The organism is Leuconostoc holzapfelii, assembly GCF_012396485.1.
In the GTDB taxonomy this organism is placed as follows: Bacteria; Bacillota; Bacilli; order Lactobacillales; family Lactobacillaceae; genus Leuconostoc; species Leuconostoc holzapfelii.
Map to the genome: position 1 here is coordinate 12,989 of NZ_JAAXPO010000001.1, position 26,216 is coordinate 39,204.

Sequence of the window (26,216 nt, forward strand, 5' to 3'; positions counted from 1 at the left end):
TTCAAGTCAGTCGACTTGAACTTTTTTATTGAGATTAACCGTTTTGTTATAGGTATTTGCAATTAATTTAGCAATTCGCCGATGCCCCGTACCATTAGGGTGCAACCCATCTCGCATGAACTGGGCTCGGAATTGTGGTTTGCTGGGATCAAACAATCGCGTTTGCATCAAATTGACTACTGGCACACCTAATGCTTGACATGCTTTCAATTGCGCACGAACATATACATGTAAATCTAATCCTAACGTATTCAGCGTCCGCTCGGTACGCCGAACTCGCGTGCCACGCATTGCCGTTTGATAAGTTGGTGTGACGACTAAAATCATAGCTTTGGGGTTTAGTCGCTGCAAGTAAGCAATTGTTTGATAAAAAGCCCCAATATAGGTCTGGCGAGATGCATTGCCATCGCCAAGCGGGATGTTGGCCAACCAATCATCATCCGTCCCTTGTAAAATAAACAAATCTGCGGGTTGCAGTCGATGTGCCTGTTGGTAAATACTTGTAAAGCCATTATCAGATAAATGCGCACCAGATACCGCTAGATTTTCGATCATCGCACCAGTTGCTTTTTGAATGTATTGGCCAAAGTTAAACTCGGCTTTCAAACCAAAGGCCACACTATCTCCAATAATGCCAATGCGTGACACGTTTTTCAAGGCAGAATGACGCAAAATCGCCAGACTGACCGAATCTGAGTCTAGCAGTCGTTGGGATAAGTGCCGAGCCTTAAATTGACTCATGATTTGGTGCAACCAATATTTTAATCGTCCCAGCATCCCTTTCCCCCTTGACATTTGCCACCGTAAAATAAAACCCCAAACGATTTTGGGGTCAACATCACATGATTAACGTGCTTGATATAAAATAGCCAAAGCCCCAATACCTGTGTGCGTTGACACAATAGGTGTGGTATTCGTCACTTCGATTTTAATTGCTGGCCAAATCGCATTGAGACGCGCAGCCATTTTTTCAGCAACTTCTGGGACACCAGCATGTGAAATACCAATAGCAATCATTTCATTGTATGATTGCATCTTTTCAATCACACTATCATTGAACTTCGCAATGGCTTTCATCCCACGCCCTTTGGCCAAGACCTCAACTGAACCAGTCTCATCAACAGTCGCCCCAACCTTAATGTTTAAAAGATTACCAATGATGCCTGACGTCTTACTCAAACGGCCCCCAGCAACCATGTTATCTAGTGAGGTAAAACTCAAGAATGTGTGCGACTCTGACCGGACTTTTTCAGCTTCCGCCAAAACTTCTGCCATGGATGCCCCACCTTGGGCCATCTTTGCCGCTGCTAAGACAGGGAAAGCCTCGGACCGATCAGCGTTTAACGTATCAAATGTTGTGATTTTGGCTGCTGTGAGCGCTGCAGCTTGGGCCGCAGCGTGCACTGTCCCTGATAAACCAGATGACAAGTGCAAGCTCAAAATCTCTGAATCAGGATATTGCTGATGAATTGCATCATAGGCCGCTTGGAATTTACCAATTGATGGTTGTGATGTCTGGGGTAATGTCGCGCTTTTTGACATTTTTTCCAAGAACTCTTCCCGTTGAATCGTCACGCCATCTTCATAAACGACCCCATCAATTTGTACAGTTAAAGGCACAACTGTGATATCGTATTGGGCAATTTCTTCTGGGGTTAAAGCAACCGCTGAATCTGTAACAATCTTTATATTCGACATTTTTTCCTCAATTCTTACGCTGGTATCGTTCAACAACAAATGCGTAGTCATGTTTTTCATCTTTGGGATGGGGCTCACTGGCAATTAACTCAAATTGCGTCAAATCTACTGTTGGGGCAAACGTGTCGCCATCGACAATCCCGTCAACCTTCGTAATCACCAAATCTGTAGCATATGGCATCATCGCATGGTAGAGCGATGCCCCACCAGCAATGGTTGCCGGCCGCGCATCATTGGCTATGGCCGCTAACACTTCAGATATATGATGTGCAACCAGCACTTGCTCGTAACCCGCCTGCCAGTCTTCTTGGTGCGTCAGCACCAACGTCGTCCGATTAGGTAGTGGCCGGCCAATACTGGCCCAAGTCGTTCGTCCCATGATCATCAAAGTGCCAGTCGTTTCTTGTTTAAAAAGTTTCAAATCGTCTGGTAGATGCCATGGCAAATCACCGTTTTTACCGATTGCATGGACACGATCTTCTGCCCATACCATTTTAACTTGGGTCATGTTGACTTAACTCCTTTGCAAAAGCCAATAAGTTGTTTGCTGTGTTGGGTAGCCTGCCTTCAACAACAGCACGTTCAATCGTTTTTAAGATGCGCCCCATTTGGGGCCCTGGTTGACAAATTTTTTGGGCAATCAAAGTGCCCCCATCAATGGCCAAAGCACGTACATCATGAATCGGTAGTGCCATGAGCGCTGCTTGGATATCAGTGATGACGGCCGCCTCAGTACGTATTAAGCGTAAAACGTCAAGCAAGATGTCTTTGAATGGATAGACCTGATATAACAGCCATTGATCACTAATGTCAATGGCTCGCGCGACAGGTGCCACGGCAATTGCCGCTTTCATCACCTCTCGGCTTGTTTTCCACCGGCGCAAAAATTGCTGCATGGCGGTCTCATCTAGGCTTGATCGCGTTAAAAGATGCGCCCAAGCCACAACTGGAGAGGCTGCTTGTCCCACTGCCAGATCTTGTATGAAGTCGGCCAACGGCCATTGCGCCATCTCACCGGGCACGTAACGCAGCACGCCATCTTCAACAGCCATGGCCACACTAATCGCCGCTTGCTGACCCAAAAGTAGCTTTTCCCACTCGACTCTGATGCGTTCGACGGCAATTTTTTCTAAATTTGGCGCCAAACGTTGCAGGGCTGCTCGGGTTGCGCTTTCGATGTCAAACCCTAACTGTGCGCTAAAACGCAGCGCACGCATCATGCGTAAAGCATCCTCTGTAAAGCGCACCTCGGCCTCGCCAACGGCGCGAATAATCCCCTCAGATAGATCTGCTAGGCCATTAAACAGGTCCACTATTTCACCATCTGCCGTCATCGCCAAGGCGTTGATCGTAAAATCACGCCGTTGTAAGTCTTCTGAAAGATTTCGGACGAAAGTCACTGCATCAGGCCGACGAAAATCTGTGTAGGTTGATTCGGTACGGAAAGTTGTAATTTCATACCCTAAGCCATGGTCCAAAACCATAACCGTCCCGTGCTGAATCCCAGTATCAACAGTTTTATCAAATTGTTTCTTAACCTCTTGGGGGAAAGCGGAACTCGCAATGTCAACATCGTGAATGGGTTTATTAAGTAACATATCACGCACTGAGCCGCCAACAAAATAAGCTTCAAATCCCGCCGACTCTAGCCGCTTTAAAACCGGTTGGGCTGCCACAAATTCTGGGGGTAATTTATCAATTTTCATGCGCACATCCTTTAATCCATTATATCAAAAACACCCTGATTAAAAACCCTAAACACCACCCTGGCGCGATTAATCTGCCAATTTGATTAATACGCTAAATCTTCCAAACGCATCTGCATGTCAATATCATCAGGTGATAAGAACAAGTACTGCTTCAACGCCGTAATTTCATCTTCAAGTTGACCTTGTTCATGATACCAATCAATCAAATCCTGGAGAAAGGCGCTATTTTCTTGGAAAAGTGGTGCTGCATTCGCCCAGTTTTCCGCCGCCTTTTCTGTGTCACCCATGGCTTGATAGGCCCGCGCTAACGACCAATAGAACTGCGAATCAACCACATCATCTGATATGGCGGTCGTCAATTGCGCAATTACTTCTGCAAGACGGTGTTGTTTAAAGAATAAATCGGTTAAGGCGACTAATATCGCTACATCCCCTTCATCAAGGGCTAAACCTTGTTGGTAATACGTTTCAGCTGTGGTTAAATCCCCTAACTTTTCTGCAGCTAACCCTGCCAAGCGGTACAACTGGCCATTCGTCTCATCCTGGGCTAATCCAGCTTGATACGTACGGTAAGCGTCTTCAAATTGGTTAATTTGCGCGTAGGCTTGCCCCAATAATGGATAAACCGAGGTGTATTTGGCATCCACATCTAAAATCTCATTAAACAACCGGATGGCGTCATCCTCACGATGATTTTCCTGATACAAAATAGCCAATTGAAAACGCGTATCTAACGTCATGGTCTCAGGTTTAATTTGTTCCAAATAACCAATGGCATGATCATATTGTCCAATTTGTGCATAAGCAACCCCAATACGGGCGACCAGATCAACTCGACTCACTTCGCGCTTGCCTTGCAACAATAATCCACGATAACGTCCAACCGCCTTTTGATAGAATTGGTTGGCAAAGTAAAATTCTGCTAGGGCAAATTGAATAATTGCCTCATTTGGCGCAAGCTTTTCTGCTTGCAACAAGCTATATTCAGCTGACTCATTTAAGCCTTCTGACTGATAAATATCTGCCTTCACCAATAAGGCTTGTAAGTATGACGCTGAATCGGGTTGAATCTGGGCGAGATAGTTCTGTGCTTCATCAATTTCCCCATCTTCAATGGCAATGTCTGCCAAAGCAGTCCGCAGTTCATCTTCTTTCGGATACTTTTCAAGGAGTTTTTTATACGCACGACGCGATTGGTTCAAGAAGCCTAAGGCATAGAGCTCTTCGGCCAAACTATAAATCATCTCATCGCTATCGCGACGTAATGCCTTGGCAAAAAATTGTTGGGCCTGTTCTAATTGACCACTTGAAAGTGCATCTAACATTTGTTGGGCATAACTGGTTGCCATGTTATCTCCTTTGTCACGACATTTATTGTAAGTCATGTCTGATTATGATTTTAAAAATTGCGATTTATCTTAATATGATTAACAGTCTATTTTACCATAAAACCGTTGATAACCGTGTCTTTCATCGATGAGTACCAATAAAAGACAATATAAAAACGTCACTCAACTTGAGCAACGTTCATATCAATGACTTTACTTCTTGAGATTATCAAAGCCATCTTTGACGGCATCCACGGCTTCTTCAGCCTTATCCTTCACCGCTTCTGCGGCATCTGACAATTTGCCTTTCACATCGGCAAACAGGCCTTGGGCCTTACCTTCTGCTTCACGGGCTTTGTCACCGGTAACCTTGCCTTCTACTTCTTTTGCCTTACCAGCAACCTTGTCCTTAGCATTATCAAACTTTTCTTCAACTGACATGTTCTGTCCTCCTTGAGTATGATATGACGTTACAAGGTCATTTTAACACAATCAAAGTAATTTTGGACATTTTTTGAATCGGGCCTACCCGCTCATCTAAAAAGTAATGCAACGAAAAAAGCAAGCTCAACGTGAGCTTGCCCTAAATGTCTGAGATTAAGTTAAAACAACAATGTATTGTCTCTATTCCTCAAGACACTGTTAAACCCTTTTTTCGGGTTTAATGTCATTACTTAACAGCTTCCTTCAATGCCTTACCAGGTTTGAATGCAGGTACCTTTGATGCAGGAATTTCGATTTCTGCGCCAGTTTGTGGGTTGCGACCCTTACGAGCTGCACGGTCACGAACTTCAAAGTTACCGAAACCAATCAATTGAACCTTTTCGCCGTTCTTCAAAGCTTCTTCGATTGATGCAAACACTGCGTCAACTGATGCAGTTGCATCCTTCTTTGTCAAACCTGTTGCCTTTGCAACTGAATCTACTAATTCTTGCTTGTTAGCCATTTTCGCTTCTCCTAAGAGTTTTTTATTAACCGTCAAACGGTCTTGAAATCTGTCGAAACATCATTTCATGTAACTAGAATAACATAAGAACGCCCGAATGTGTAGTGTTTATGCGGGTTTTCAGGTTTTCGTAATACTTTTGTCACACGAAAACGGTATTTATGCAAAACTAATCACATGATTCATCGGGAAAATCTCATTTACGTGCACGCACAATCAATTTGATTGGTGTTCCTGTGAAATCAAAGGCTTCTCGGATTTTATTTTCTAAGAAACGCTCGTATGAGAAATGCATTAACTCAACGTCATTGACAAAAATAACAAAAGTTGGTGGTTGGACGGCAACCTGCGTCGCATAGTAAACACGCAAACGGCGGCCATTATCTGTTGGTGTTGGGTTAACGGCAATTGCATCCATAATGACATCGTTCAAGGTTGACGATGAAATACGCTTACGGTGGTTACTATCAACATCCTTAACCATTTGTGGCAAGCGATCAAGTCGTTGGCCTGTCTTGGCTGACACAAACACAATCGGTGCATAATCGAGGAATTTAAATTCTGCCCGAATTAAATTCTCAAAGTCTTTCATCGTACGATCATCTTTTTCAATCGCATCCCATTTGTTAACAACGATAATCATGGCGCGACCGGCTTCATGAGCAAAGCCAGCCACGTGCTTGTCTTGTTCTCGAATACCGGCTTCGGCATCGATCACCATCAAAATCACATTGCTGTTATCAATGGCTTTTAAGGCACGCATCACAGAATACTTTTCCGTATTTTCATACACCTTACCACGTTTACGCATCCCAGCAGTATCAACCATGATGAATTCATCGCCTTCTGGCGTGACAAAGCGTGAATCAATCGCATCACGTGTTGTGCCTTCAATGTTAGACACAATAACGCGCTCTTCCCCAAGCATGGCATTCACAATGGATGATTTCCCAACATTGGGACGGCCAATAATACTAAACTTAATGGCATCGTCATCTTCTTGTTCCGCTGCTTCATCTGGGAAATTTTTAACCACTTCGTCTAATAAGTCACCTAGTCCCAAACCATGCGACCCAGAAACTGGATAAGGTTCACCAAGACCGAGTGAATAAAAGTCATAAATATCCTGACGCATTTCTGGATTATCCACTTTATTGACGGCAAGCACAACCGGCTTGTCAGTCTTGTAAAGCATTTTGGCGACAACTTCATCAGCAGATGTCACACCTTCACGTCCAGATGTGACCATCACAATCACATCAGCCTCATCCAAGGCTAATTCAACTTGTGCGCGAATTTCAGCCAAGAAAGGTTCATCGCCAAGTTCAATTCCCCCAGTATCAATCATCCGGAATTCATAATTCAACCATTCGGCTGGCGCGTACAAACGATCACGCGTGACGCCTGGCTTATCTTCTACAATTGCAATGCGTTCTCCGGCCATCCGGTTAAAAATAGTTGATTTTCCGACGTTTGGCCGGCCAACAATGGCTACTACTGGTGCTGCCATAATCGCACCTCCTTTTTCATACCGTGGGCGCCCACTAATGCCCACTCAAATTTCTTCAAAAATAAAAGAACTGGCGAACCAGCTCTTTTATGTTGATGCTTCTTACAACTTATCACCAAAGATGTCGCCCAATGTTGTAGCTGAATCATCTTGTTGCTTGTAAGCTGCGATATCAGCACGTGAAGCTGAACCATCGTTGCTACGACGGTCTTCACGTTCTGGCTTTTCTTCCAAAGCCTTCATTGACAATGAGATACGTTCTTCGGCTGGCTTGATATCCAATACCTTCACTTGTACCTTGTCACCTGACTTCAAAACTTCTGAAGGGTTTTCAATACGCTTGTTTGAAATTTGTGATACGTGCACAAGGCCTTCGATACCAGGCAAAATTTCAACAAAGGCACCAAAGTCCTTCACGCGCTTAACAGTACCTTCAAGTACTGAACCGGCAGCGATTTGGTCTGCGGCTTCGTCCCAAGGTCCACGTTGTGTTGCCTTGATTGACAATGAGATACGACCCTTTTCAGTGTCCAATGCCAAGATCTTAACGTTAACCTTGTCACCCTTTGTCAATACATCAGCAGGGTTCTTCACACGGTCATGTGAAATTTCTGAAACGTGAACCAAACCATCAACACCACCCAAGTCAACGAATGCGCCGAAGTCTGTCAAACGTGCAACAGTGCCTTCAACAACTTCACCAACTGACAACTTGCTAAATACTTCAGCCAACTGTGCGGCACGTTCTTGTGCAGCAACAGCCTTACGTGACAAAATCAAACGTGCGTTTGCAGGATCAATTTCGATAACTTGTGCTTTAATATCCTTGTTCTTGAATTGGTTCAAATCAGAAACGAAACGTTCTGCAACCATTGATGCAGGTACGAAACCACGTACACCATTAACATCAACAATCAAACCACCACGAACAGCGTTGACAACCTTGGCGTCAACTGTGTCACCTTCAGCAAAGCTCAAGTTTTCCCATGCCTTGCGTGCATCCAAGCGCTTCTTTGACAACAAGTAAGCTACGCCTTCCTTGTCGCTTGTCACGTTAGAAATGACAACTGCTTCAATGGTGTCCCCAATTTTTAATTCGTCTGCCAGGTTGATGTTACGATCGTCTGAGTACTCACGTGCTGGCACAACTCCTTCTTCACCGGTAGACAAACCAACAACTGCTTGGTTATCGTTATCAATAGCTAAAAGCTCACCAGTAACGACATCTCCCACCTTAATTTGATCTGCTGCGCTTTCGAGAGCTGCTAAGAACTCGTTGTTTGTTTCACTCATGACGTCTAACGTCCTCCTACAATTTACACTATGGGTATAGTTTACCAGATTAATTGCTGCTTGTATAGTAAAAAAACAGCGTTTTCACGCTGCAACTTATTGATGCTGTTTGTCTTTAATAATATTTGTAATGATAGCAACAACTTCATCGATGTTGTGGCCCGTTGTGTCTACCAAAATGGCATCATCTGCTTGAATCAACGGACTGATTTCACGATGAGAATCTTTATAGTCACGGGCTTGAATTTCAGCCTTTAAGGTGGCTAAATCAACTGACATCCCCTTAGCCAAATTCTCTTGGTACCGGCGTTGCGCACGCTCATCCACACTGGCAATCAAGAAGATCTTCACTGGGGCATCTGGCAAAACAGTTGTACCAATGTCTCGGCCATCCATAATCACATTTTGACTGGCTGCCATGTCACGTTGCCGTGCCACTAAATCATTGCGAACCGCTGCATAAGATGAGACGAGTGACACATTATTGGTGATTTCCGTTGAACGGATGGCGTCAGTCACTTCTTGATCATTTAAGAAAACGCGTTGTACGGGAGTGCCAGGTTCAAAGCGAAGTGCAATCGTTGGTAACAAATCCACTACCCCTGCCTCATCATCGTAATTCACGCCAGCATTTTTGGCTGCCAAGGTGATGGCACGATACATCGCTCCGGTGTCCACATAAACATATTGTAAGTTTGTGGCTAAAATTTTTGCAATGGTTGATTTCCCGGCAGATGCTGGGCCATCAATTGCAACTTGAAAATTATCTGTCATACGCTCCTCTAACTTAGCGAATATTTAAATCACGCCCAGCAAATTGTGTGTAGTTTGATACCGTCAACCCTGGGTTTAGCGCAATGACCTGATTTGTCGTCATGCCATGGGTCACAGCAAAATTGTACAACGTTTGGCTGGCACCAAGGACGGCTGTGTTTGTGGCAGCACTTGAAGCAACTGATGGTGCCGTGCTGCTGACATCGGCACTGCTTGCCGCACTATCAGTCGTTGAAGTGGCTTCACTACTGCTACTTTCTGAATCCGAGACGGCGCTACTCTCAGACGTTGATGAAGATGACGAAACGTCTGAGGATTGCTTCTTTGCTGATGATGTCTTTTTCTGACTCACAGAAGTGGCAACTTGTTGCTGCGGTGACTTATGATTCGCCCAGAAGCCATAAACTGGCACACTCGACAAAATGACCAAGCCCAGCACAATTAAAAACACACGCAAACCTTTGTGTTCATTGTTTTGCTGACTTGATTTACGGGCAAATTGTGGCTCAATTTTTTGTTTTTTTGAGCGCGCAGAGCGACTCATATTGTTTGGGTCAAAATCGTTCATATTAAAACGACCTCCATCATAATAGTTCACTTAAAAGTTTACCACATAGGGGGTCGTTGGGGTAGTTAACGTTTGCTTAAGCTGTTACTTTGTGTTGGATGGGCTTTAAAAGCGATAAAACGGCAAAACTCACTATCCCCCAAATGATCCCTTGCGCAATGTTAAATGGTATTACCATCCCCACAAAGTACTTGCCAAGCCCAATCATTTTGGCAATGTCAAAATTGGCAAACTGCGCATAAAGCGGCACGGCAACCAACCAGTTCATTAAAACACCAGCAATGGTCAAACCCAATGTCGCTGCGACGATAGCTAACACTTGACGACTGAGAGATTTCACATTGAAATGTGGCAACAACCAGAACAAAATTGCGGTAAAGATCACAATCGCTACTAAGTTCACTGGCAAGCCAAGATACGTATTCACGCCTTCATTGGCCAAAATAAGCTTGAGTATCGTCCGCAACAGCACCGTCCAAAGCGCTGCCGGCAGATCCAACCAGTAACCAGCAATAATCACTGGCACGATTGAAAAATCAAGTTTTAGGAAATCAGCACCTGGAATGAGTGGTATTTGCGGAAACAACATCAAACCAAACGAGATGGCGCTTAAAATAGCAATCAGTGTTAAGCGTTGTGTACGGGTGTGTGACATGGACATATTTTTTGCCTCAAAAAAAACTGCGCAATTTGTCAGGGTAGCACAAAAAGGCAGTTTTACTTTCTTTTTTAAACTTCTTTTTACCCGACTTTACGGTCGGCTCTGGATTTTGACCAGATCAGCTGCTGTCGCAGGTCGCGGGCTTACCATGTCTTGCATGTCTCACCGCCGGTTGGGATTTACACCCGACCCTGAAGTATATTCAATTGATATTACTCACTTATTTTATCAAAGTGATTCTCACAATGCAAGTTTTTCAACTTTAACGCCGACGATAGGTCTTATAATCTTGATTTTTAAGGCGCTTGACCTCAACACTGGTCAATTTGCGGTATTCACCCGATTGAAGGCCAGTGAGGTCAAAGAATGCATACTGTTCCCGTGTCAACTTTGCCACAGGCAGTCCCACTTTTTGGAGCATGTTTTTCACTTGATGATTGCGGCCTTCATGAATGGTGATCCGCACCATACTCGTCTTTTTGTCTTTATCAACGCGTTCAACGCTTACCCGTGCTGGGGCTGTCTTACGGCCTGCAATTACGACACCGCGCTTGAGCGGGGCTAATTTTTCTTCGGTCGCAATACCTTCGACTTTGGCCACATAAACCTTGTCAACACGTGATTTAGGATGCATCAGTTGGTTGGCAATGACGCCATCATTTGTCAGCAGCAATACACCCGTTGTATCATAATCCAAACGGCCAACTGGATAGACCCGCTGTGTCACACCATCTAAAATGTCCAAGACGGTTTGTCGCCCCTTCTCATCAGCATTTGTCGTCACCACACCACGCGGCTTATTGAGCAGATAATAAACTAACTTTTCACGTCCCTCAATCGGTGCACCGTCAACTTGGACCGTATCGTGTGGTTCAACTTTTAACCCAAGGGTTGTCACTGTCTCACCGTTAACTTGTACACGGCCTTGGGCGATGAGCTCTTCTGCGCCACGGCGGGAAGCTAAGCCCGCTTGGGCGATCACTTTTTGTAAACGCTGTGCTTCTTCAGACATTATTATTTTCTTCCATTTCTGTTTGACGCGCATCAAATGCGCTGGTAAACAATTCGCCACCATGATCCACGACATCGAGCGATTCAAAGTCTGGCAATGGTGGTAAATCTGAGAGTGCTTTCAAGCCAAAATAATCCAAAAATTCAGCTGATGTGCCATACAAAATTGGCCGGCCTGGCTCGTCTTTTCGACCAACCTCGACGACCAATTGCCGCAACATGAGCTTTTGAATCGTACCAGCTGATTGAACCCCACGAATTTGATCAATTTCGACACGTGTGATGGGTTGTTTGTAGGCGATCATCACTAAGGATTCGAGCTGCGCTTGGGATAAGGTTGCGTTGGCTGGTGACTCAAAATAACCTTTCACCACTGCCCCTAAGGCCGGCTTGGTCACTAAACGATAGGCCCCATCAGTTTCTCGAATTTCAAGCGCGCTACTCACGTCATCTGCGTAGCGGTTGGCCAATGCTTCAATTAAAGATAACACTGCTGGCTTATCAAAGTGAGTAATACTACAAATTGTCGCAAGCGTCATACCTTCATCGCCAGCGACAAAGAGTAACGCTTCGATTTGGCTCAAATTATTCATGCCCATCTATCGTCTCAATTTCTACAAATATTTCTGCTGTCGCATCTGTTTGATGCAACGTGATTTTAGCTTCTTTGGCCATTTCAAGTAAGGCCATGAAGGTCATCACCAAGGGTTCTCGATCCTGCAAGTCATCAAATAATGACGTGAAGGCGATCGTGTCGCCGACATGGTGTTTCGCAAAGCGTTGCCGCACACGGCCAATTGCTTGTGCTAATGTCATTCTCTCCTGCACGACACGACGACTAATGGGCGTATTTTGTCGCTTTTTACGTAACAATTTTGCAAAAGCAACTTGTAAATCGATCAACGTCAGCCCAGGTGCTAAAGTCATGTCAGGTTCAAAATCTTCCGGTACCAACATTGGTAAACGTGCAAAAGATTGTTGATCCGTTTGTTCACGTTCCCGCAATTGTGCACTGGCGACTTGGAATTGCTTATACGTTAGGAGTTGCTGCATCAACTCATCACGCGGATCAATATAATCCGATTCAATGAGTGGGTCATCATAGGTTTCTTGTGGCAAAAGGTCAGCTGACTTAATTTGAACCAAAGTGGCTGCCATCACGAGATATTCACTGGCGACATCTAATTGCATTTCTTGTTGCGCGTGAATAAAAGCTAAATATTGCGCCGTGATTGTGGCAATTGGTAAATCAAAAATATCTAATTCCGATTTTTTGATTAAATGCAAAAGCAAGTCCATTGGCCCCTCGAAATCGCTTAATTTGATTGTTAAACTTGAGGCTACGATGTTGCTTTTCTCCATTTGTTAATGAGTTTTTGGTTATCCAACGTGCCCATCAAAAAAGCGGTCGGATTTTGCGTTTGAAATTCAGATAAAATCTCAAAATAGTTTTCAACGGTCCGTGCTTCTGGCGTAAATGCCACGTGGCGCACTAAAACAATATCATGGTCTAAAAACTCAACCCCCAGCACACCTTGGACCCAAGTGCTTTGCTGCCAAATATAGAGGCAACGTGTCTCACGGTCTTGATACCAAGCCATTTCCGCCTTCAAAAAAGGCAACTCACGCAGGCCTGGTAGCAAAGACAAAATGCCCATCACTGTTTTTTGGTTATCACTTCTCGCCAATGCTAACATGTTTTTCTCCCAATCTGACACACCTTGACTCAGGCTCTTGGATGATACTGATCATATACTTCACTTAACCGCTTTTTGGAAATATGCGTATAGATTTGTGTTGTCGAAATATCTGCATGCCCTAATAACTCTTGGACAATACGCAAATCTGCCCCATTTTCCAAAATATGGGTCGCAAATGAATGCCGCAAAGTATGTGGTGAGACATCCTTGGTGATACCCGCTGCCACCACAAGTTTTTTAATAATTTTCCATACGCCTTGCCGAGTTAACTGCCCGCCACGGTCATTTAAGAAAACATAGGGTGATACTTTGCCTTTAAGCAACGCCAAACGGCTGACTGAAAAGTAACGTGTCAACCAGTCTGCGGCAACCTCACCAATCGGGATAATGCGCTCTTTATCGCCCTTACCGATTGTTTGAATCAAGCCTAGCTGCAAATGTAAATCACTTAATTTCAGATTGACTAATTCACTCACGCGCAGCCCGGTGGCATACATCACTTCAAGTAAGGCCCGATTGCGAATTTCTAACGGTGTTTTATCAGTCGGTACCGCCAGGAGTGCATCAATTTCAGCCACGGTCAAAACGGCGGGTAAATGGGTTGCTTTTTTGGGTGGTTTGATATCTTGCATGGGGTTTGGTGTCACGAGCTTTTCTTGGGCTAAATAACCGAAAAACTTGCGTAACGATGTGACCATGCGAATGACTGAATTATTTGACTTGCCAGCCAGACGTAAATGATTAAGCCACGCCAAAACAACAACATGATCCACCGCATCTAATGCCAGTTTTTCTGCTGTTAAATAATCCCCAAACTGCTGCAAATCTTGGCGATAACTTTTAATTGTATTTTCCGATAAGCCACGTTCTATACGAATATAATGCAAATAATCGGCAATGGCTAACGCAGTGGTTTGTGTCATTTACTTTCAGTTAGTTGGATGCCACCTTCAACTTGCGTAATCAAACGCGCCTTATAGAGATGCCCTAATGCTCGCTTGAATTGACTTTTACTAAAGCCAAATTGTCGCTTGATCGCTTCGGGATTACTCTTATCGTTGAAAGGCAAAAAATGATCGGCACGGCGTTGCAACTGGAGTAACAAGAACTGGGCATCTTCATCCATTGTCTTATAAGCCAATGGTTTAAGAGACAAATTCAGTGTGCCATCATCACGCACACCAATCACACGGGCACTAACAACCTCACCTAATCTCGGTTCGTCATGACGTTGTGATGGGTGAATAAATCCCAGATGATAATCTTCGGTCATCACGAGCGTCCCAGCAATCTTATTACGGTACACCGTCGCTTTCACAGTTTTAGACTTCATCTCTTGTGGCGCACGACGAGCAACCGCCGCAATTGTTTGCTGCTGCGCAAGTTCACCCCAAAGACGGCCTTTGTTATCTTCTTTCATCGCCAACATCAACCGGTCACCTTTTTGTGGCCACAAGGTTGTGATCGTTGGCAAATCATCCAATGAAACAACCAAGTCTTTATTAGGTAAGCCAATCGCAACAAACACCCCTAAATCATGTCGGTTTGCGACAACCGTGCCCCAACCATACACATCTTTTTGTACGGTCGGTAGTGTTTTAGTGATTTGTAGCTTATGGTTTTCATTCTCGTAAGCAAAACCGGTCACAAAGCCACCAACCTTTAACGGCTTTTCAAGCTCTGTTTTATCAATTTCATAAGTGTACCCAGCCACTTGTGCAAAAAAATACTGGGGATTTTCATCGGTTACGGCTGCTTTTACGATCGTACCAACTGTTGGATTCGTCATGTTTTTTCCTCTGACGCGCAACTTCACGCGTTTTTCTTTAATACCTTAGTTTAACATGGATAGCCAAAAATAAGCCACCAAAAAAATCGGCCGTAGCCGATTTGACGCGTGCTGGGTTTTATTGTGCCAACGCTGCCTTAACCAGGTTAGCAACAACCTTACCGTCAGCCTTACCCTTCACTTGTGGGGTCACAATGCCCATCACCTTTCCCATGTCTTTGGGTGTGGTAGCACCAGTTTGTTCAACAGCTGATGCAACAATGGTTGCGACTTCGTCTTCTGTCAATTGTTTTGGCAAATATGGCGCCAAAATGACTAATTCTGCTCGGATGCCTGAAGCTAAATCTTCACGACCGCCCTTTTCAAACTCCGTGAGGGAATCTTGGCGTTGCTTGACTTCACGTGATAGTACTGTCAACTCTTCTTCTGTTGTCAAGTCATGACCCAAACTAATCTGTTCATTCATGACAGTTGCCTTGACCATCCGAATAACTGACAAGGCTTCTTTATTCTTATCTTTCATTGCTTGCTTCATATCAGCGTTCAATGTTTCTAACAGGCTCATGTGTCTTCTTCTTTCTTGTTTCGTTACTGTTATTCTAACATAAAATGCAAAAGAAAAACGCCACCGCAGTGACGTTTAGAACCGATTAACGGCCCTTCTTCTTGTTACGCTTTTGTGCTGCTTCAGACTTCAATTTACGAGCAACTGAAGGCTTAACATAGAATTCGCGCTTACGGTATTCTTGGAGAGTACCGTCCTTTGAAACACCGCGCTTAAAGCGACGCAATGCATCATCCAAAGATTCGTTCTTACGTACGATGACCTTTGCCATGTGATAACCCTCCTTTCTCGCATTTTATTTCGATTAAACGACATGCTGTAAATACTTATTTATTCTATCAATAAAACCAAGCGTTGTCAACACAACAACCCGTTTTAACCGCGAGCGTGCGGTAATTGATACGCCGTAGCATATAATTGTTGCATCACATCAAGCCAATACTTGGGATTCAACGCTTCCCCCGTCACCGTCACCAAAATTTCTCCTGGATCAACGGCCCCGCCATGTTGCCAAATATGCTCACGCCGCCAAGCAAATATCGGCGTGTAATCACCTGAAGCATAGATCTGATCAAAATCCAGCGTTTTTTTCATCGTCGACATAAATTGCGCCGCATATAAATGACCTAGGGCATAACTTGGGAAGTAACCAAACGACCCGCCGGCCCAGTGAATATCTTGCAAAATCCCCGTCAGATCATCTGGGACCGTCAAGCCCAAATATTCTTGGTACTTATCACGCCAAAGTTGGGGCAAATCTGCCACGGGCACATTGTCATTAAAGATGGCTTTTTCGATTTCATAACGAATGATAATATGTAACGGATACGTCAACGGATCTGCTTCAGTTCGAATCAGTGTGGCTTCCGTCTTAATCCAGCCGCGATAGAACGTTTCAAAGGTAATATCATCAAAAGTTGGGGCAAACGTGGCTTGCATTTTTGGATATTCCACTTGCCAAAACGCCTTTGACCGCCCAATCATCACTTCATTAAAGAGTGATTGTGACTCATGAATGCTCATACTAATCGGCATCACTGCCCGTACATCATCGTATTTAGCGGCCACATTTTGCTCAAACAACCCATGCCCTGCTTCGTGAAAAATCCCCAATACCGCCATCTGGAAGTTATGTTCGTCCCAGCGGGTGGTAATTCGGGCATCATCGCGATTTAAAGCTTCCATAAAAGGATGAATGGTATCATCCAAGCGCCCTTTATTTAAATCATACCCCAGCCGTTGGGAAGCGGCCAGTGCATAGGCTTTTTGTTGGTCTTTTGTGATGCGTCGTGATAGGAAGTGACTATCAGGTGTGGTGCCGTCAGTCTGTAATTGGGTTCGTAAGGCCATAATCCCTGCCTTCAATTCGTCAAATACCGCATCCAATTTTGCCACGTTTAAGCCTGGCTCATACTGATTTAATAACACGTCATAAGGCGTCGCCTCATTGGCTTGCCACAATGGAATAAACTGCTTCAAATAGGCAATGATTTTTTCAACATACGGTTGAAAAATGGTGTAATCATTGGCTTCACGTGCTTGTGCCCAAAAATCTTGTGCTTCAGAGAGGGTCCTTTGAAAGTCGATATAATCCTTTTCTGGCAATTTCCCGGTGACATCAAAATCCTTTTGCGCTTTGGCAAAAACCAGTTGACCAAAAGCATCCAACCCACTTGCATCCTGTTTAAAATCCGCCAAGAGTTGTTGCCGTTTTGCCCCTGTCGCGACTTGAAAAGTTTTTTCCGCAAGATAAGCATCGATATCCGCTCGGAAATGTCCTGCATCTTTTGGCATACCAGTCAGCGCATCCCAACCTGAAAGTGCTGTGATTTCGGCAAGGAGTGTTTGTTCTTTAATTGATGCAATGAGTGCTTCTTGTGTTGTCATATTGACCACCTTTTTATCATGATATTACCATTTATTGATCGAGTTTAGAAGTCGCTTTGGTGTCAGTCATCCGCCAATACACAAGTAAACTAATAAAGATAACGAGGGTCACGTAGCCAAAGAACAGTGATTCGTGATGAATTTTTTTCAAATACAACGCGACATACTCAACTGTCCCACCAAAAATCGCTACCGTCAGACCATAGGGTAAGCCAACCCCTAAAGCACGAATTTCCGTCGGAAACATTTCGGCTTTCACAATCGCATTGATTGACGTATAACCGGTAACAATCATCAGACCAGCTAGCATCAAGAAAAAGGCAACCCAGGCACTCTTGGTATTTGACATCATCGTAAAGATCGGCCAAGTTAACAATGTCCCCAACCCACCAAACCAAAAAAGTAATGGTTTGCGGCCAATCTTATCAGACAATGCCCCCGCCAAAGGTTGAACAATCATAAAAATAAAGAGGGCTGCAAAATTAATCCACGTCACCGTTTGCTTAGGCAAACCAACTGAATTAATCATAAATTTTTGCAAATACGTCGTGTAAGTATAAAAAGCAATCGTTCCGCCCAACGTCAAACCAATCACGGTGAAAACCGCCTTTGGATACCGCAGCAATTCGCGTAATTGTCCCTTGTCTTGCTTTTTTTGCGCCACAAACTGATCTGATTCAGCCATACTCAAACGCAACACCAACACCACTAACGCGCCAACGGCACCAATGGCAAAAGGAATCCGCCACCCCCAGGCCGCTAACGCCGCATCCGATAGTGTCATTTGCAAGACGATTTGCACCCCTAATGCAATTAATTGCCCACTAATGAGGGTCACATATTGGAACGACGCATAGAATCCACGATGCCCGGCGCTGGCCATTTCGGACAAATAAGTTGCAGATGTGCCATACTCTCCCCCTAGCGATAAACCTTGAAATAGGCGCGCTAAGACAAGAATTGTTGGCGCCAAGAGCCCAATGTGCCCATAACTCGGCGTGATTGCAATCACAAACGAGCCTGCTGCCATGATCAAGACAGATAACGTCAGAGCTGCTCGTCGTCCATGTTGGTCGGCGTACTTACCCAATAGCAAGCTCCCAAGCGGCCGCATCAAAAAGCCAATAGCAAAAACAGCTGCTGTACTTAACAATTCTGCCGTTTTGTCATGCGCTGGAAAAAATGCCGGCGCAAAGTAGACCGCAAATGATGCATAGACGTACCAATCAAACCATTCAATGAGATTACCCAAAGAACCCTTTAAGACGTTACTGATAATTTCTCTTTCTGTTCGCATATTATTCCCCTCCGCTCATCTCAACTCTAATATATCCTATCTATATATCGTAATATAGCATGCGTGCTTTGTCTGGTGTTCAGGCGACTTGCACAACGTCAAAAAATCGCTTGTGCAGGTTCAACAACTACGATACAATGAAAAAAATAGTTTGAGGCTGGTTTGAAAATGGAATTACGCGAAATATTACAACATCCATCCCTACGCACCATTGCAGTGGCTGCCGGTGCGAATGGTTTGACGCGCGAAGTGTCCCAGGTTGGGATGATTGACGCACCGGATATCATGGATTTTCTATTTGATGGGCAATTGCTCGTCACATCAGGTTATCATTTTTCACAAAATCATCACCTTTTAAAAGACTTGATTATTGGTATGCACAAAACAAACGCGAGTGGTATCGCCATCAAATCTGGCCGTTATGTCACCCATTTGCCCCAAGACGTGATTGACCTAGCCAATCAACTCAACGTCCCCATTTTATGGACACCAGCTGATGATTTCTTATCGCTCACGGTCAAACGCCTCACGGCAGTCATTTTAGAAACGCAAAATACAGAACTCAAACAAATTATTGCCATTAACCAGCAGCTTTCCGAATTAAACGCCCAAAACATCACCTATCAGCATTTATTAGACCAAGGGGCTAAAGTGCTTGAAACCCCCTTAGCTTTATTGGATGCACACTTTACAGCAATTTATGCTAGTAGTGAATGGGTCGCACAACGTGAGTTTCTCACCCATTATTTGCGGCGCGAATCTGGGATTGATTATTTAAACCTCACTGTGCCTGTTCGGGTCGAATTTAATCACCAATTAATCGATATCTTACCGATTTTTTCGGCCTTAAATGAAAATAAAGCCTTTGCGGCTTTTGTCGTCAACCAAGATGAACCATCAAGCTTTCAAATTCTTAAGCGCCAACAAGTCATGAACACCCTAGGTTTGGCTAATTCGCGTACTGACTTGTTAAATGAAACAGAATTCCGCAATCGTTCTGGCTTCTTTTTAAATGTGATGCAGCGCGGCCTCAGTCACGAAGCGATTGATAATTATTTGTACAACGCCAATATTGACAATAAACGCCGCTATCGCGTCGCCATTATTGATTTTAGTCAAAAAAATAAAGTGATTGAATCCCGCCAATTTGAAATCCGGCAACAATTAACCCGCTGGTTCATTTTCGAGCATGACTGGCAAGTCCTCACTTTCTCTCACCGGCAACAGCTCGTCTTACTCATTGAAGAAGCCATTGATACGCGCCAGTTTCTAAAGCGGCTCTATGACTTTTTGAATCAGCAGCCTGGCTTGCATTATGCCTTTACCATCGGTTTTTCGCGAATATCAGAATCGATTCATATGTTGTCTGATTTATATGATCAAGCCAATAATGCCCTCAAATTAACCTCACAACAACATCCAATCATGCGTTTCCGCCCCAAAAACGCACAAGAATTGCTGCATTTATTACCCAAACAAGAAGCCCATGTCTTTGTTGAGAAAACCTTAGGGCAAATCTTACACAATGCCGAACTCCTAGAAACTTTGGAAACTTACATTTTTTTGCATCAGAATGTGACGGCAGTTGCCAATGCACTATTTGTTCATCGTAATACCATCACTTATCGTTTAAAGCGGATTAGTGAACTCCTTGGCGTTGATTTGGAGATGCCAGATGTGTTAGTTGACATTCAATTAGCACTATTGCTCATCTAAATTCCGTATTTTTGTTCACGTTGCACAAAAACATTTTCATTTTTTGTCATTTTCCCGACAATTCTCATTTATAAAGATGCTAATATGATTATATTGGCTCTTTTTTAATGGCCACGACTATCGGAGGTTCACATATGATTGAATACACAGACATCGCAACAAATGCAGATGGCACGAAACGCGGTCTCAAAAAGAAACACGTTCAAATGATTGCCATCGGCGGCACGATTGGTACTGGTTTGTTTTTAGGCGCTGGTAACTCGATTGCCAAAACCGGCCCCTCAATTTTAATTGTTTATGCCATTCTCGGCGCATTCTTCTTCTTGATGATGCGCGGTATTGGTGAAATGCTCTATGCCGACCCCTCACAACACACATTCGTCTCATTTATTAGTAAGTATGTTGGCGCAAGTGCGGGTTACTTCGCCGGCTGGTCTTACTGGATTGGCTTAACCTTCGTTGCCATGGCCGAACTAACTGCCGTATCTACTTACGTCAAGTTTTGGTTTCCTGACTGGCCAACGTGGCTGATTCAAATTGCTTTTTTGGCCGTGTTGACCTTAGTGAATCTGGTCGCTGTCAACATCTTTGGTGAAACGGAATATTGGTTTGCTATGATTAAAATCATTGCCATTATCGCCATGATTGTGACCGGCATATTCCTGATCATGATTGGCTTTAAGGCCCCTGCTTCAGGTGGTAATACCGTCGCTTCGTTGCAAAATATCACACACGGCTTCACGCTCTTTCCAAATGGTCCAGCGATGTTCATTGCGGCATTCCCAATGGTCTTCTTTGCCTTTCAAGGCATGGAATTTGTCGGCATCACAACAGCGGAAACAGAAAATCCACGCCATGTTTTGCCACGCGCCATTAACACCATTATTATCCGTATCTTGATTTTCTATCTTGGTGCAATGACGATCATCATGTCTATTATCAATTGGCATGTCATTGCGAAAACACCAAGCCAAAGCCCATTCGTCATGGTCTTTGAATTGGCTGGTTTTAAAGCAGCGGCCGCAGTGATTAACTTCGTTGTCTTGACTTCCGCTGCTTCGGCATTGAATTCAGCACTCTATTCTGCTGGTCGGCATTTCTACCAATTAGCAAAGGAATCGAATACCAATGTGATGACTCCATTCAAGAAGATTTCAGCACATGGTATCCCTGCTAACGCCATTCTCTTCACTTCAGCACTCGTACTTTTATCACCAATCATTAATTCCATACCACAAATTACATCGTCATTTAGTTTCATCACAGCCATCTCTTCTAACATGTACATCATTGTTTATGGTTTGACAATGTATGCACATCGCAAGTTCCGTGAATCAGATGATTATATGCCAGATGGCTTCACCATGCCTGGCTATCGCGTGACAAGCCCGTTAACTTTGCTCTTCTTTGCAGCAATTTATATCAGCCTATTCTTCCAAGCTGATACGCGCATGTCAGCCATTGGCGCCATTATCTTCACGTTAATCTTTGGCACCTTGGTCCACAAAAGATTTTCAACCACTAACAATGGCTAAGAAAAAAGCGAATCTCACGATTCGCTTTTTTTATAGCTCCGGTTCATAGAAACGTCCGACCGTATGTTCAATTTTCCAAGTTGATGAAAAGGCTTTCTCATCAACTGATTTGATGGCTTCACGTAACTCATAACGCTCTTGTTGGGTGATCACAGTAAGTAAAACCGAACGGCCTTCGCCAGTGTAGCCACCACGTGCATCATTGATAATCGTCACACCACGGCGCATTTTTTCATAAATTGCTTGCACAATCTCGTCGGGTTTATTCGTAATGATCATCACTTGCATCTGCTGTTGCCGTGTATAGAACGCATCAATCATCCGAGAACTGACAAACACACCGACCAGTGAGTACATCGCATATTTCCAACCATACGTCAAACCAGCCCCAATCATAATCAAGGCGTTAAATCCAAGGTTGACTGGTCCCATTTTAAAGCCGTACTTTTTCTTAACGAGGATGCCAATCACATCGAGGCCACCAGTGCCGACCCCATAGCGTAAAGCGGTACCAACCGCCATCCCATTTAATGCCCCACCAAACAAAGCATTGATTAATGGATCAGGCGTCAGCACACGTTGTGTACTAAATAGTGGCATCAAAGCTGCACTGAGTAAGACAGCCAAAGTGGTAAACGATGCAAATCGCCAAGATAATTTCCACCAGGCGATCACTAACATCGGTAAATTAACTAAGGCTAAGGCTAAACCAACGGGCACTTTACCGCCCGATAAGGTGGAAACCAGTTGCGCAAACCCAGTAAAACCAGATGAGTAGATGTGACCGGGGTGCCAGAAATAATTCATTGCAACTGCCACGATAACAGCATAGAACACCGCACCGCCCGCACGACCAGCATAACGGTGCTTCATAAAATTATGGAAAAATTTTTGCATGATTAATGTGCGCAAACGCACAGTCCTTTTTTAATAAATATAGCATGTTCATGGGCAAAAGCAATACATGAACGAACCTAAAATAGCACGATATGCCCTTTAGTCAGCGTCCGGTACAAACAAACCTAAATCATTCAACTGCTTACCATCTACACGTGTTGGTGCTTCAGTCATTGGTTCAGTTGCCCGTGAATTCTTAGGGAAAGCAATCACTTCACGAATGTTATCTTGTCCGGCCAGTAACATGGCCAAACGATCCAAACCAAGGGCAATACCGCCCATTGGTGGGAAGCCATATTCCATGCCTTCAAGCAAGAAGCCAAAGGCTTCATGGGCTGCTTCTGGTGTAAATCCGAGTGCCTTGAGCATCTTTTCTTGCACATCCATACGATGAATACGAATTGAGCCTGAGCCTAATTCATATCCATTTAAGACCAAATCGTAACTTTGTGCATGGGCTTGGTGGGGATCTTCCCCTTCATCAAGATAATGCAAGTCCGCCTCATTTGGCATGGTGAAAGGATGATGCGCGGCAATCCAGCGATCAAATTCTTCAGAGTATTCAAACAATGGCCAATCTACGATCCAAGCAAAAGCCCATGGGTTTGTTTCATCAATCAAGTGTAAGTCTTGCGCTGTTTGACGACGCAAATAATCTAAGGTTGCTGCCACAACGTCTGCGCGACCGGCACCAAACAACAAAAGATCGCCATCTTGGGCCCCAGTCGCAGCAAGTATGGCCTCAGCTTCAGGGAAGAACTTCGCAATCGGGCCAGATACGCCATCAGCCGTAACTTTTAGCCAAGCCAAGCCCTTCGCACCAAAACGTTCAATATATTGTGCCAGTTTGTCAATGTCTTTACGTGAATAATGCGCTGCGCCACCAGGGACAGCAATGGCCTTCACTACGCCACCAGCTTTGACAGCATTTGCAAACACGCCAAAGTCAGAATCTGCCACGACAGCAGATAAGTCTTTGAGTTCGTAGCTAATGCGTAAGTCGGGCTTATCAGTCCCAAAACGGGCCATCGCTTCTTGCCAAGTGAGTGTTTGAATCTTAGTCGTATCCAACTCAAACCCAACGACGTCATGCATCATCGTCTTAACCCACGCGTTTACCAATGCACGGATTTCGTCGGCTGACATGAAGGATGTTTCCAAATCCATCTGGGTGAATTCAGGTTGGCGATCACCACGCAAATCCTCGTCGCGGAAGGCACGCGCAATTTGGAAGTACCGGTCAAAGCCGGCCCCCATCAACAATTGTTTGAACAATTGCGGTGATTGTGGCAACGCATAAAATGACCCTGGGAAAATACGTGAAGGCACCAAATAATCACGCGCCCCTTCTGGCGTTGATTTGGCCAAAATAGGGGTTTCAATATTGATGAAATCATTTTCGTCCATAAACTTCATCGCACTAGACATAATTTTTGATCGAATGCGCAGATTTTTTTGCATTTCTGGGCGGCGCAAATCCAAATAACGATACTGCAACTTCAACTCTTCGTTGGCGTTCACACCATCTTCAATATAAAATGGTGGTGTTTTTGAAGTCCCCAGAATTTCTGCCTCAGTCACGTCAATTTCGATTTTACCTGACTGAATTTTGTGATTAATCTGGCTCGCATCACGATTGATGACCGTTCCCGTGACCCCAATGACAAATTCATTGCGCATGGTTTCTGCCACCGCCAAGGCCGCAGGATGGGTGGCGTTAAAAGTTAATTGCACAATCCCTTCACGATCACGCAAATCAACGAAAATAAGGTCGCCAAAATCACGACGCTTTTGCACCCAACCAGTGAGTGTCACTGTTTGTCCCAGATATTTTTCATCGACTAAGCCGGCATATGTTGTTCGCTTCATTCTTCTTCATCCCCTTGTGCATCTAGAATTGTTGGTAAATCCGTATAAAGGTCTGTCAACTTGACAGTTTGTTGCTGGCCGGTTGCCATATTTTTAATTTTTGCCACATGATCAGCAAGTTCTTGCTCACCAATGGTGACCACGTATTGGCTTTGATAACGATCAGCTGATTTAAACTGCGCTTTTGCTGAGCGACCAAGATAATCCCGTTCGGCAACGTAGCCAAAGCCACGAATCGCCTGGACAACTTGCATCGCAGTCACTTCCGTCTCTTCGCCAATGTTCACTACGTAAAAGTCCAACCCTTGTGGTGTCACTGGATTCAAGTCCTTTGCCGCCAAAAGGCTCAACAAGCGTTCCACACCAATTCCAAAGCCGACGCCCGCCATTTCAGGCCCGCCAAATTCTTCGACCAAGCCAGCATAACGACCACCACCAGCAATCGTTGCCGCACCCTTCAACGTCTCATCAACCGTCATGATTTCAAAAATGGTATCGTTGTAATAATCCAACCCACGGACCATGGTGGCATCAATTTCAAACGGAATATCCAAAGCAGTCAACAGTGCTTGGACCTTTGCCCAGTGCGCTTGTGATTCATCAGTCAAATAATCTAAAATCACCGGTGCATCCGCAACAAAGACTTGGTCACGCGGATCTTTTGAGTCCAAAACACGTAACGGATTCTTTTCCAAGCGTGCTTGTGAATCAGCAGATAATTCATCAAAGTGCGGCTTTAAATAATCAATCAAGGCTTGACGATAAGCTGCGCGAGAAGCTTGGTCCCCTAAGGAATTAATCGCCACTTTCAAGTTATCCAAACCAAGTGTTTGGAAATAATTGATCAGCATCGCAATGATTTCAACGTCCAAGGCTGGTGAAGTTGACCCGAAAGCTTCTGCCCCAATTTGGTGGAATTGGCGGAAGCGACCAGCTTGTGGTCGTTCATAGCGAAACATCGGTCCAATATAAAAAGCTTTGTAAGGCTTGTCAAATTCAGGGCCATACAACTTGTTTTCAACAAAGGCGCGGACAATCCCCGCTGTACCTTCAGGTCGCAAGGCCACGTGGCGATCTCCTTTATCGTGGAAATCATACATTTCTTTGGTGACCACATCAGACGTGTCACCTGCCGAACGCGCGAAAACATCAAAGTTTTCAAATATTGGCGTTCGCACTTCTTTGAAGTTATAATCACCAAATAAAACACGGGCTAAATTCTCGACATATTGCCATTGGGCTGTTTGTTCTGGTAACAAATCAGCAGTCCCTTTTGGGCGTTGGAAAGTTGCTTTTGCCATTTTTTATCAACACATTGCCCACACTCATGTATAGGCAACGCATGCTCCTTTATTTTTTTACATTAAACCTCAAAAGCGCCCTTAACGATTACTCGCTAAGGGCGCTTTTGCACGGTACCACCTTAAATTTTGATAGCACACGCTATCACTTGGACTGCTTAT

27 protein-coding genes and 1 riboswitch are annotated in these 26,216 nt (G+C 44.4%); of the genes, 2 read left to right on the plus strand and 25 right to left on the minus strand.

The features are described 5' to 3' along the window. Window positions 1–6: 6 nt before the first annotated feature. From HF966_RS00080 to HF966_RS00185, 22 genes are all read right to left on the minus strand, one after another. The gene (locus tag HF966_RS00080; protein WP_247594535.1) at window positions 7–741 is read right to left on the minus strand and encodes an SGNH/GDSL hydrolase family protein; all 735 of its coding nucleotides are present in this window, start codon (window positions 739–741) and stop codon (window positions 7–9) included. A gap of 105 nt (window positions 742–846) precedes the next feature. After that, complete coding sequence (locus tag HF966_RS00085) at window positions 847–1,698, minus strand: DegV family protein (protein ID WP_168675635.1); 852 nt, start codon at window positions 1,696–1,698, stop codon at window positions 847–849. Window positions 1,699–1,705: 7 nt separating this feature from the next. Continuing rightward, window positions 1,706–2,206, minus strand: coding sequence for a dihydrofolate reductase (locus HF966_RS00090; RefSeq protein WP_168675636.1), 501 nt, complete (start codon window positions 2,204–2,206; stop codon window positions 1,706–1,708). Continuing rightward, a complete protein-coding gene (locus tag HF966_RS00095) occupies window positions 2,193–3,404 on the minus strand; it encodes a CCA tRNA nucleotidyltransferase (RefSeq protein WP_168675637.1) in 1,212 nt (403 codons plus the stop codon). Before HF966_RS00095 ends, HF966_RS00090 begins: the two co-directional genes overlap by 14 nt. An 86-nt stretch (window positions 3,405–3,490) precedes the next feature. Then, window positions 3,491–4,756: a tetratricopeptide repeat protein gene (locus HF966_RS00100; RefSeq protein WP_168675638.1), complete on the minus strand. Its 1,266-nt coding sequence runs from the start codon at window positions 4,754–4,756 to the stop codon at window positions 3,491–3,493. 192 nt (window positions 4,757–4,948) lie between these two features. Next, window positions 4,949–5,176 (minus strand): CsbD family protein, encoded by a 228-nt coding sequence (locus tag HF966_RS00105; RefSeq protein WP_168675639.1) that lies wholly within the window; start codon window positions 5,174–5,176, stop codon window positions 4,949–4,951. A gap of 229 nt (window positions 5,177–5,405) precedes the next feature. Continuing rightward, entirely contained in the window at window positions 5,406–5,681 is a 276-nt protein-coding gene (locus HF966_RS00110) for an HU family DNA-binding protein (RefSeq protein ID WP_004899865.1), read from the minus strand. Between the two features lie 196 nt (window positions 5,682–5,877). Continuing rightward, window positions 5,878–7,191 carry a ribosome biogenesis GTPase Der gene (gene der / locus HF966_RS00115; RefSeq protein WP_168675640.1) on the minus strand — a complete coding sequence of 438 codons (1,314 nt, stop codon included), beginning with the start codon at window positions 7,189–7,191 and terminating at the stop codon, window positions 5,878–5,880. Window positions 7,192–7,293: 102 nt separating this feature from the next. Further along, complete coding sequence (rpsA, locus tag HF966_RS00120) at window positions 7,294–8,484, minus strand: 30S ribosomal protein S1 (RefSeq protein WP_168675641.1); 1,191 nt, start codon at window positions 8,482–8,484, stop codon at window positions 7,294–7,296. Between the two features lie 96 nt (window positions 8,485–8,580). After that, window positions 8,581–9,258, minus strand: a complete 678-nt coding sequence (gene cmk / locus HF966_RS00125; protein WP_168675642.1) for a (d)CMP kinase — start codon at window positions 9,256–9,258, stop codon at window positions 8,581–8,583. A gap of 13 nt (window positions 9,259–9,271) precedes the next feature. Next, window positions 9,272–9,826, minus strand: a complete 555-nt coding sequence (locus tag HF966_RS00130; RefSeq protein WP_168675643.1) for a peptidoglycan-binding protein LysM — start codon at window positions 9,824–9,826, stop codon at window positions 9,272–9,274. Window positions 9,827–9,902: 76 nt separating this feature from the next. After that, a complete protein-coding gene (locus HF966_RS00135; RefSeq protein WP_168675644.1) occupies window positions 9,903–10,487 on the minus strand; it encodes an ECF transporter S component in 585 nt (194 codons plus the stop codon). A gap of 67 nt (window positions 10,488–10,554) precedes the next feature. Continuing rightward, window positions 10,555–10,690, minus strand: a riboswitch (FMN riboswitch). A gap of 59 nt (window positions 10,691–10,749) precedes the next feature. Next, window positions 10,750–11,499: a pseudouridine synthase gene (locus HF966_RS00140; RefSeq protein WP_168675645.1), complete on the minus strand. Its 750-nt coding sequence runs from the start codon at window positions 11,497–11,499 to the stop codon at window positions 10,750–10,752. Continuing rightward, window positions 11,492–12,091, minus strand: a complete 600-nt coding sequence (gene scpB, locus HF966_RS00145) for an SMC-Scp complex subunit ScpB (protein ID WP_168675646.1) — start codon at window positions 12,089–12,091, stop codon at window positions 11,492–11,494. The genes HF966_RS00140 and scpB overlap by 8 nt, the downstream gene beginning before the upstream one ends. After that, on the minus strand, window positions 12,084–12,860 hold the full coding sequence (locus HF966_RS00150; RefSeq protein WP_168675647.1) for a segregation and condensation protein A: 777 nt from the start codon (window positions 12,858–12,860) through the stop codon (window positions 12,084–12,086). The genes scpB and HF966_RS00150 overlap by 8 nt, the downstream gene beginning before the upstream one ends. Continuing rightward, window positions 12,839–13,195, minus strand: a complete 357-nt coding sequence (locus tag HF966_RS00155) for a riboflavin biosynthesis protein RibT (protein ID WP_168675648.1) — start codon at window positions 13,193–13,195, stop codon at window positions 12,839–12,841. The genes HF966_RS00150 and HF966_RS00155 overlap by 22 nt, the downstream gene beginning before the upstream one ends. A 29-nt stretch (window positions 13,196–13,224) precedes the next feature. Next, the gene (gene xerD / locus HF966_RS00160) at window positions 13,225–14,121 is read right to left on the minus strand and encodes a site-specific tyrosine recombinase XerD (protein WP_168675649.1); all 897 of its coding nucleotides are present in this window, start codon (window positions 14,119–14,121) and stop codon (window positions 13,225–13,227) included. Beyond that, window positions 14,118–14,987: a CvfB family protein gene (locus tag HF966_RS00165; RefSeq protein ID WP_168675650.1), complete on the minus strand. Its 870-nt coding sequence runs from the start codon at window positions 14,985–14,987 to the stop codon at window positions 14,118–14,120. Before HF966_RS00165 ends, xerD begins: the two co-directional genes overlap by 4 nt. Before the next feature lie 118 nt (window positions 14,988–15,105). Next, window positions 15,106–15,552, minus strand: coding sequence for a GatB/YqeY domain-containing protein (locus HF966_RS00170; RefSeq protein ID WP_168675651.1), 447 nt, complete (start codon window positions 15,550–15,552; stop codon window positions 15,106–15,108). An 85-nt stretch (window positions 15,553–15,637) separates the two neighbouring features. Further along, window positions 15,638–15,823: a 30S ribosomal protein S21 gene (gene rpsU / locus HF966_RS00175; protein ID WP_004899901.1), complete on the minus strand. Its 186-nt coding sequence runs from the start codon at window positions 15,821–15,823 to the stop codon at window positions 15,638–15,640. A gap of 104 nt (window positions 15,824–15,927) precedes the next feature. Next, window positions 15,928–17,439, minus strand: a complete 1,512-nt coding sequence (locus tag HF966_RS00180) for a carboxypeptidase M32 (RefSeq protein WP_168675652.1) — start codon at window positions 17,437–17,439, stop codon at window positions 15,928–15,930. Between the two features lie 31 nt (window positions 17,440–17,470). Beyond that, complete coding sequence (locus HF966_RS00185; protein WP_168675653.1) at window positions 17,471–18,736, minus strand: MFS transporter; 1,266 nt, start codon at window positions 18,734–18,736, stop codon at window positions 17,471–17,473. A 168-nt stretch (window positions 18,737–18,904) separates the two neighbouring features. Between HF966_RS00185 and HF966_RS00190 the strand changes: the two genes are divergently transcribed. Both HF966_RS00190 and HF966_RS00195 read left to right on the plus strand, forming a co-directional pair. Then, window positions 18,905–20,452: a PucR family transcriptional regulator gene (locus tag HF966_RS00190; protein ID WP_168675654.1), complete on the plus strand. Its 1,548-nt coding sequence runs from the start codon at window positions 18,905–18,907 to the stop codon at window positions 20,450–20,452. A 134-nt stretch (window positions 20,453–20,586) separates the two neighbouring features. After that, window positions 20,587–21,987, plus strand: coding sequence for an amino acid permease (locus tag HF966_RS00195; protein WP_168675655.1), 1,401 nt, complete (start codon window positions 20,587–20,589; stop codon window positions 21,985–21,987). Between the two features lie 30 nt (window positions 21,988–22,017). On the opposite strand, the gene HF966_RS00200 is transcribed toward HF966_RS00195, so the two are convergent. The 3 genes from HF966_RS00200 to hisS all read right to left on the minus strand — a co-directional run bounded on the left by HF966_RS00200 (window position 22,018) and on the right by hisS (window position 26,054). Then, a complete protein-coding gene (locus tag HF966_RS00200; protein WP_168675656.1) occupies window positions 22,018–22,884 on the minus strand; it encodes a YitT family protein in 867 nt (288 codons plus the stop codon). Window positions 22,885–22,983: 99 nt separating this feature from the next. Then, window positions 22,984–24,753 (minus strand): aspartate--tRNA ligase, encoded by a 1,770-nt coding sequence (gene aspS / locus HF966_RS00205; protein WP_168675657.1) that lies wholly within the window; start codon window positions 24,751–24,753, stop codon window positions 22,984–22,986. Then, window positions 24,750–26,054, minus strand: coding sequence for a histidine--tRNA ligase (gene hisS, locus HF966_RS00210; RefSeq protein WP_168675658.1), 1,305 nt, complete (start codon window positions 26,052–26,054; stop codon window positions 24,750–24,752). The genes aspS and hisS overlap by 4 nt, the downstream gene beginning before the upstream one ends. Between the last annotated feature and the right edge of the window lie 162 nt (window positions 26,055–26,216).

What these genes read in the sequence shown, in the direction of transcription:
- HF966_RS00080 (WP_247594535.1), bottom strand. Translation starts at nt 741, where the DNA reads ATGAGTCAATTTAAGGCTCGGCACTTATCCCAACGACTGCTAGACTCA.
- HF966_RS00085 (WP_168675635.1), bottom strand. Translation starts at nt 1,698, where the DNA reads ATGTCGAATATAAAGATTGTTACAGATTCAGCGGTTGCTTTAACCCCA.
- HF966_RS00090 (WP_168675636.1), bottom strand. Translation starts at nt 2,206, where the DNA reads ATGACCCAAGTTAAAATGGTATGGGCAGAAGATCGTGTCCATGCAATC.
- HF966_RS00095 (WP_168675637.1), bottom strand. Translation starts at nt 3,404, where the DNA reads ATGAAAATTGATAAATTACCCCCAGAATTTGTGGCAGCCCAACCGGTT.
- HF966_RS00100 (WP_168675638.1), bottom strand. Translation starts at nt 4,756, where the DNA reads ATGGCAACCAGTTATGCCCAACAAATGTTAGATGCACTTTCAAGTGGT.
- HF966_RS00105 (WP_168675639.1), bottom strand. Translation starts at nt 5,176, where the DNA reads ATGTCAGTTGAAGAAAAGTTTGATAATGCTAAGGACAAGGTTGCTGGT.
- HF966_RS00110 (WP_004899865.1), bottom strand. Translation starts at nt 5,681, where the DNA reads ATGGCTAACAAGCAAGAATTAGTAGATTCAGTTGCAAAGGCAACAGGT.
- der (WP_168675640.1), bottom strand. Translation starts at nt 7,191, where the DNA reads ATGGCAGCACCAGTAGTAGCCATTGTTGGCCGGCCAAACGTCGGAAAA.
- rpsA (WP_168675641.1), bottom strand. Translation starts at nt 8,484, where the DNA reads ATGAGTGAAACAAACAACGAGTTCTTAGCAGCTCTCGAAAGCGCAGCA.
- cmk (WP_168675642.1), bottom strand. Translation starts at nt 9,258, where the DNA reads ATGACAGATAATTTTCAAGTTGCAATTGATGGCCCAGCATCTGCCGGG.
- HF966_RS00130 (WP_168675643.1), bottom strand. Translation starts at nt 9,826, where the DNA reads ATGAACGATTTTGACCCAAACAATATGAGTCGCTCTGCGCGCTCAAAA.
- HF966_RS00135 (WP_168675644.1), bottom strand. Translation starts at nt 10,487, where the DNA reads ATGTCCATGTCACACACCCGTACACAACGCTTAACACTGATTGCTATT.
- HF966_RS00140 (WP_168675645.1), bottom strand. Translation starts at nt 11,499, where the DNA reads ATGTCTGAAGAAGCACAGCGTTTACAAAAAGTGATCGCCCAAGCGGGC.
- scpB (WP_168675646.1), bottom strand. Translation starts at nt 12,091, where the DNA reads ATGAATAATTTGAGCCAAATCGAAGCGTTACTCTTTGTCGCTGGCGAT.
- HF966_RS00150 (WP_168675647.1), bottom strand. Translation starts at nt 12,860, where the DNA reads ATGGAGAAAAGCAACATCGTAGCCTCAAGTTTAACAATCAAATTAAGC.
- HF966_RS00155 (WP_168675648.1), bottom strand. Translation starts at nt 13,195, where the DNA reads ATGTTAGCATTGGCGAGAAGTGATAACCAAAAAACAGTGATGGGCATT.
- xerD (WP_168675649.1), bottom strand. Translation starts at nt 14,121, where the DNA reads ATGACACAAACCACTGCGTTAGCCATTGCCGATTATTTGCATTATATT.
- HF966_RS00165 (WP_168675650.1), bottom strand. Translation starts at nt 14,987, where the DNA reads ATGACGAATCCAACAGTTGGTACGATCGTAAAAGCAGCCGTAACCGAT.
- HF966_RS00170 (WP_168675651.1), bottom strand. Translation starts at nt 15,552, where the DNA reads ATGAGCCTGTTAGAAACATTGAACGCTGATATGAAGCAAGCAATGAAA.
- rpsU (WP_004899901.1), bottom strand. Translation starts at nt 15,823, where the DNA reads ATGGCAAAGGTCATCGTACGTAAGAACGAATCTTTGGATGATGCATTG.
- HF966_RS00180 (WP_168675652.1), bottom strand. Translation starts at nt 17,439, where the DNA reads ATGACAACACAAGAAGCACTCATTGCATCAATTAAAGAACAAACACTC.
- HF966_RS00185 (WP_168675653.1), bottom strand. Translation starts at nt 18,736, where the DNA reads ATGCGAACAGAAAGAGAAATTATCAGTAACGTCTTAAAGGGTTCTTTG.
- HF966_RS00190 (WP_168675654.1), top strand. Translation starts at nt 18,905, where the DNA reads ATGGAATTACGCGAAATATTACAACATCCATCCCTACGCACCATTGCA.
- HF966_RS00195 (WP_168675655.1), top strand. Translation starts at nt 20,587, where the DNA reads ATGATTGAATACACAGACATCGCAACAAATGCAGATGGCACGAAACGC.
- HF966_RS00200 (WP_168675656.1), bottom strand. Translation starts at nt 22,884, where the DNA reads ATGCAAAAATTTTTCCATAATTTTATGAAGCACCGTTATGCTGGTCGT.
- aspS (WP_168675657.1), bottom strand. Translation starts at nt 24,753, where the DNA reads ATGAAGCGAACAACATATGCCGGCTTAGTCGATGAAAAATATCTGGGA.
- hisS (WP_168675658.1), bottom strand. Translation starts at nt 26,054, where the DNA reads ATGGCAAAAGCAACTTTCCAACGCCCAAAAGGGACTGCTGATTTGTTA.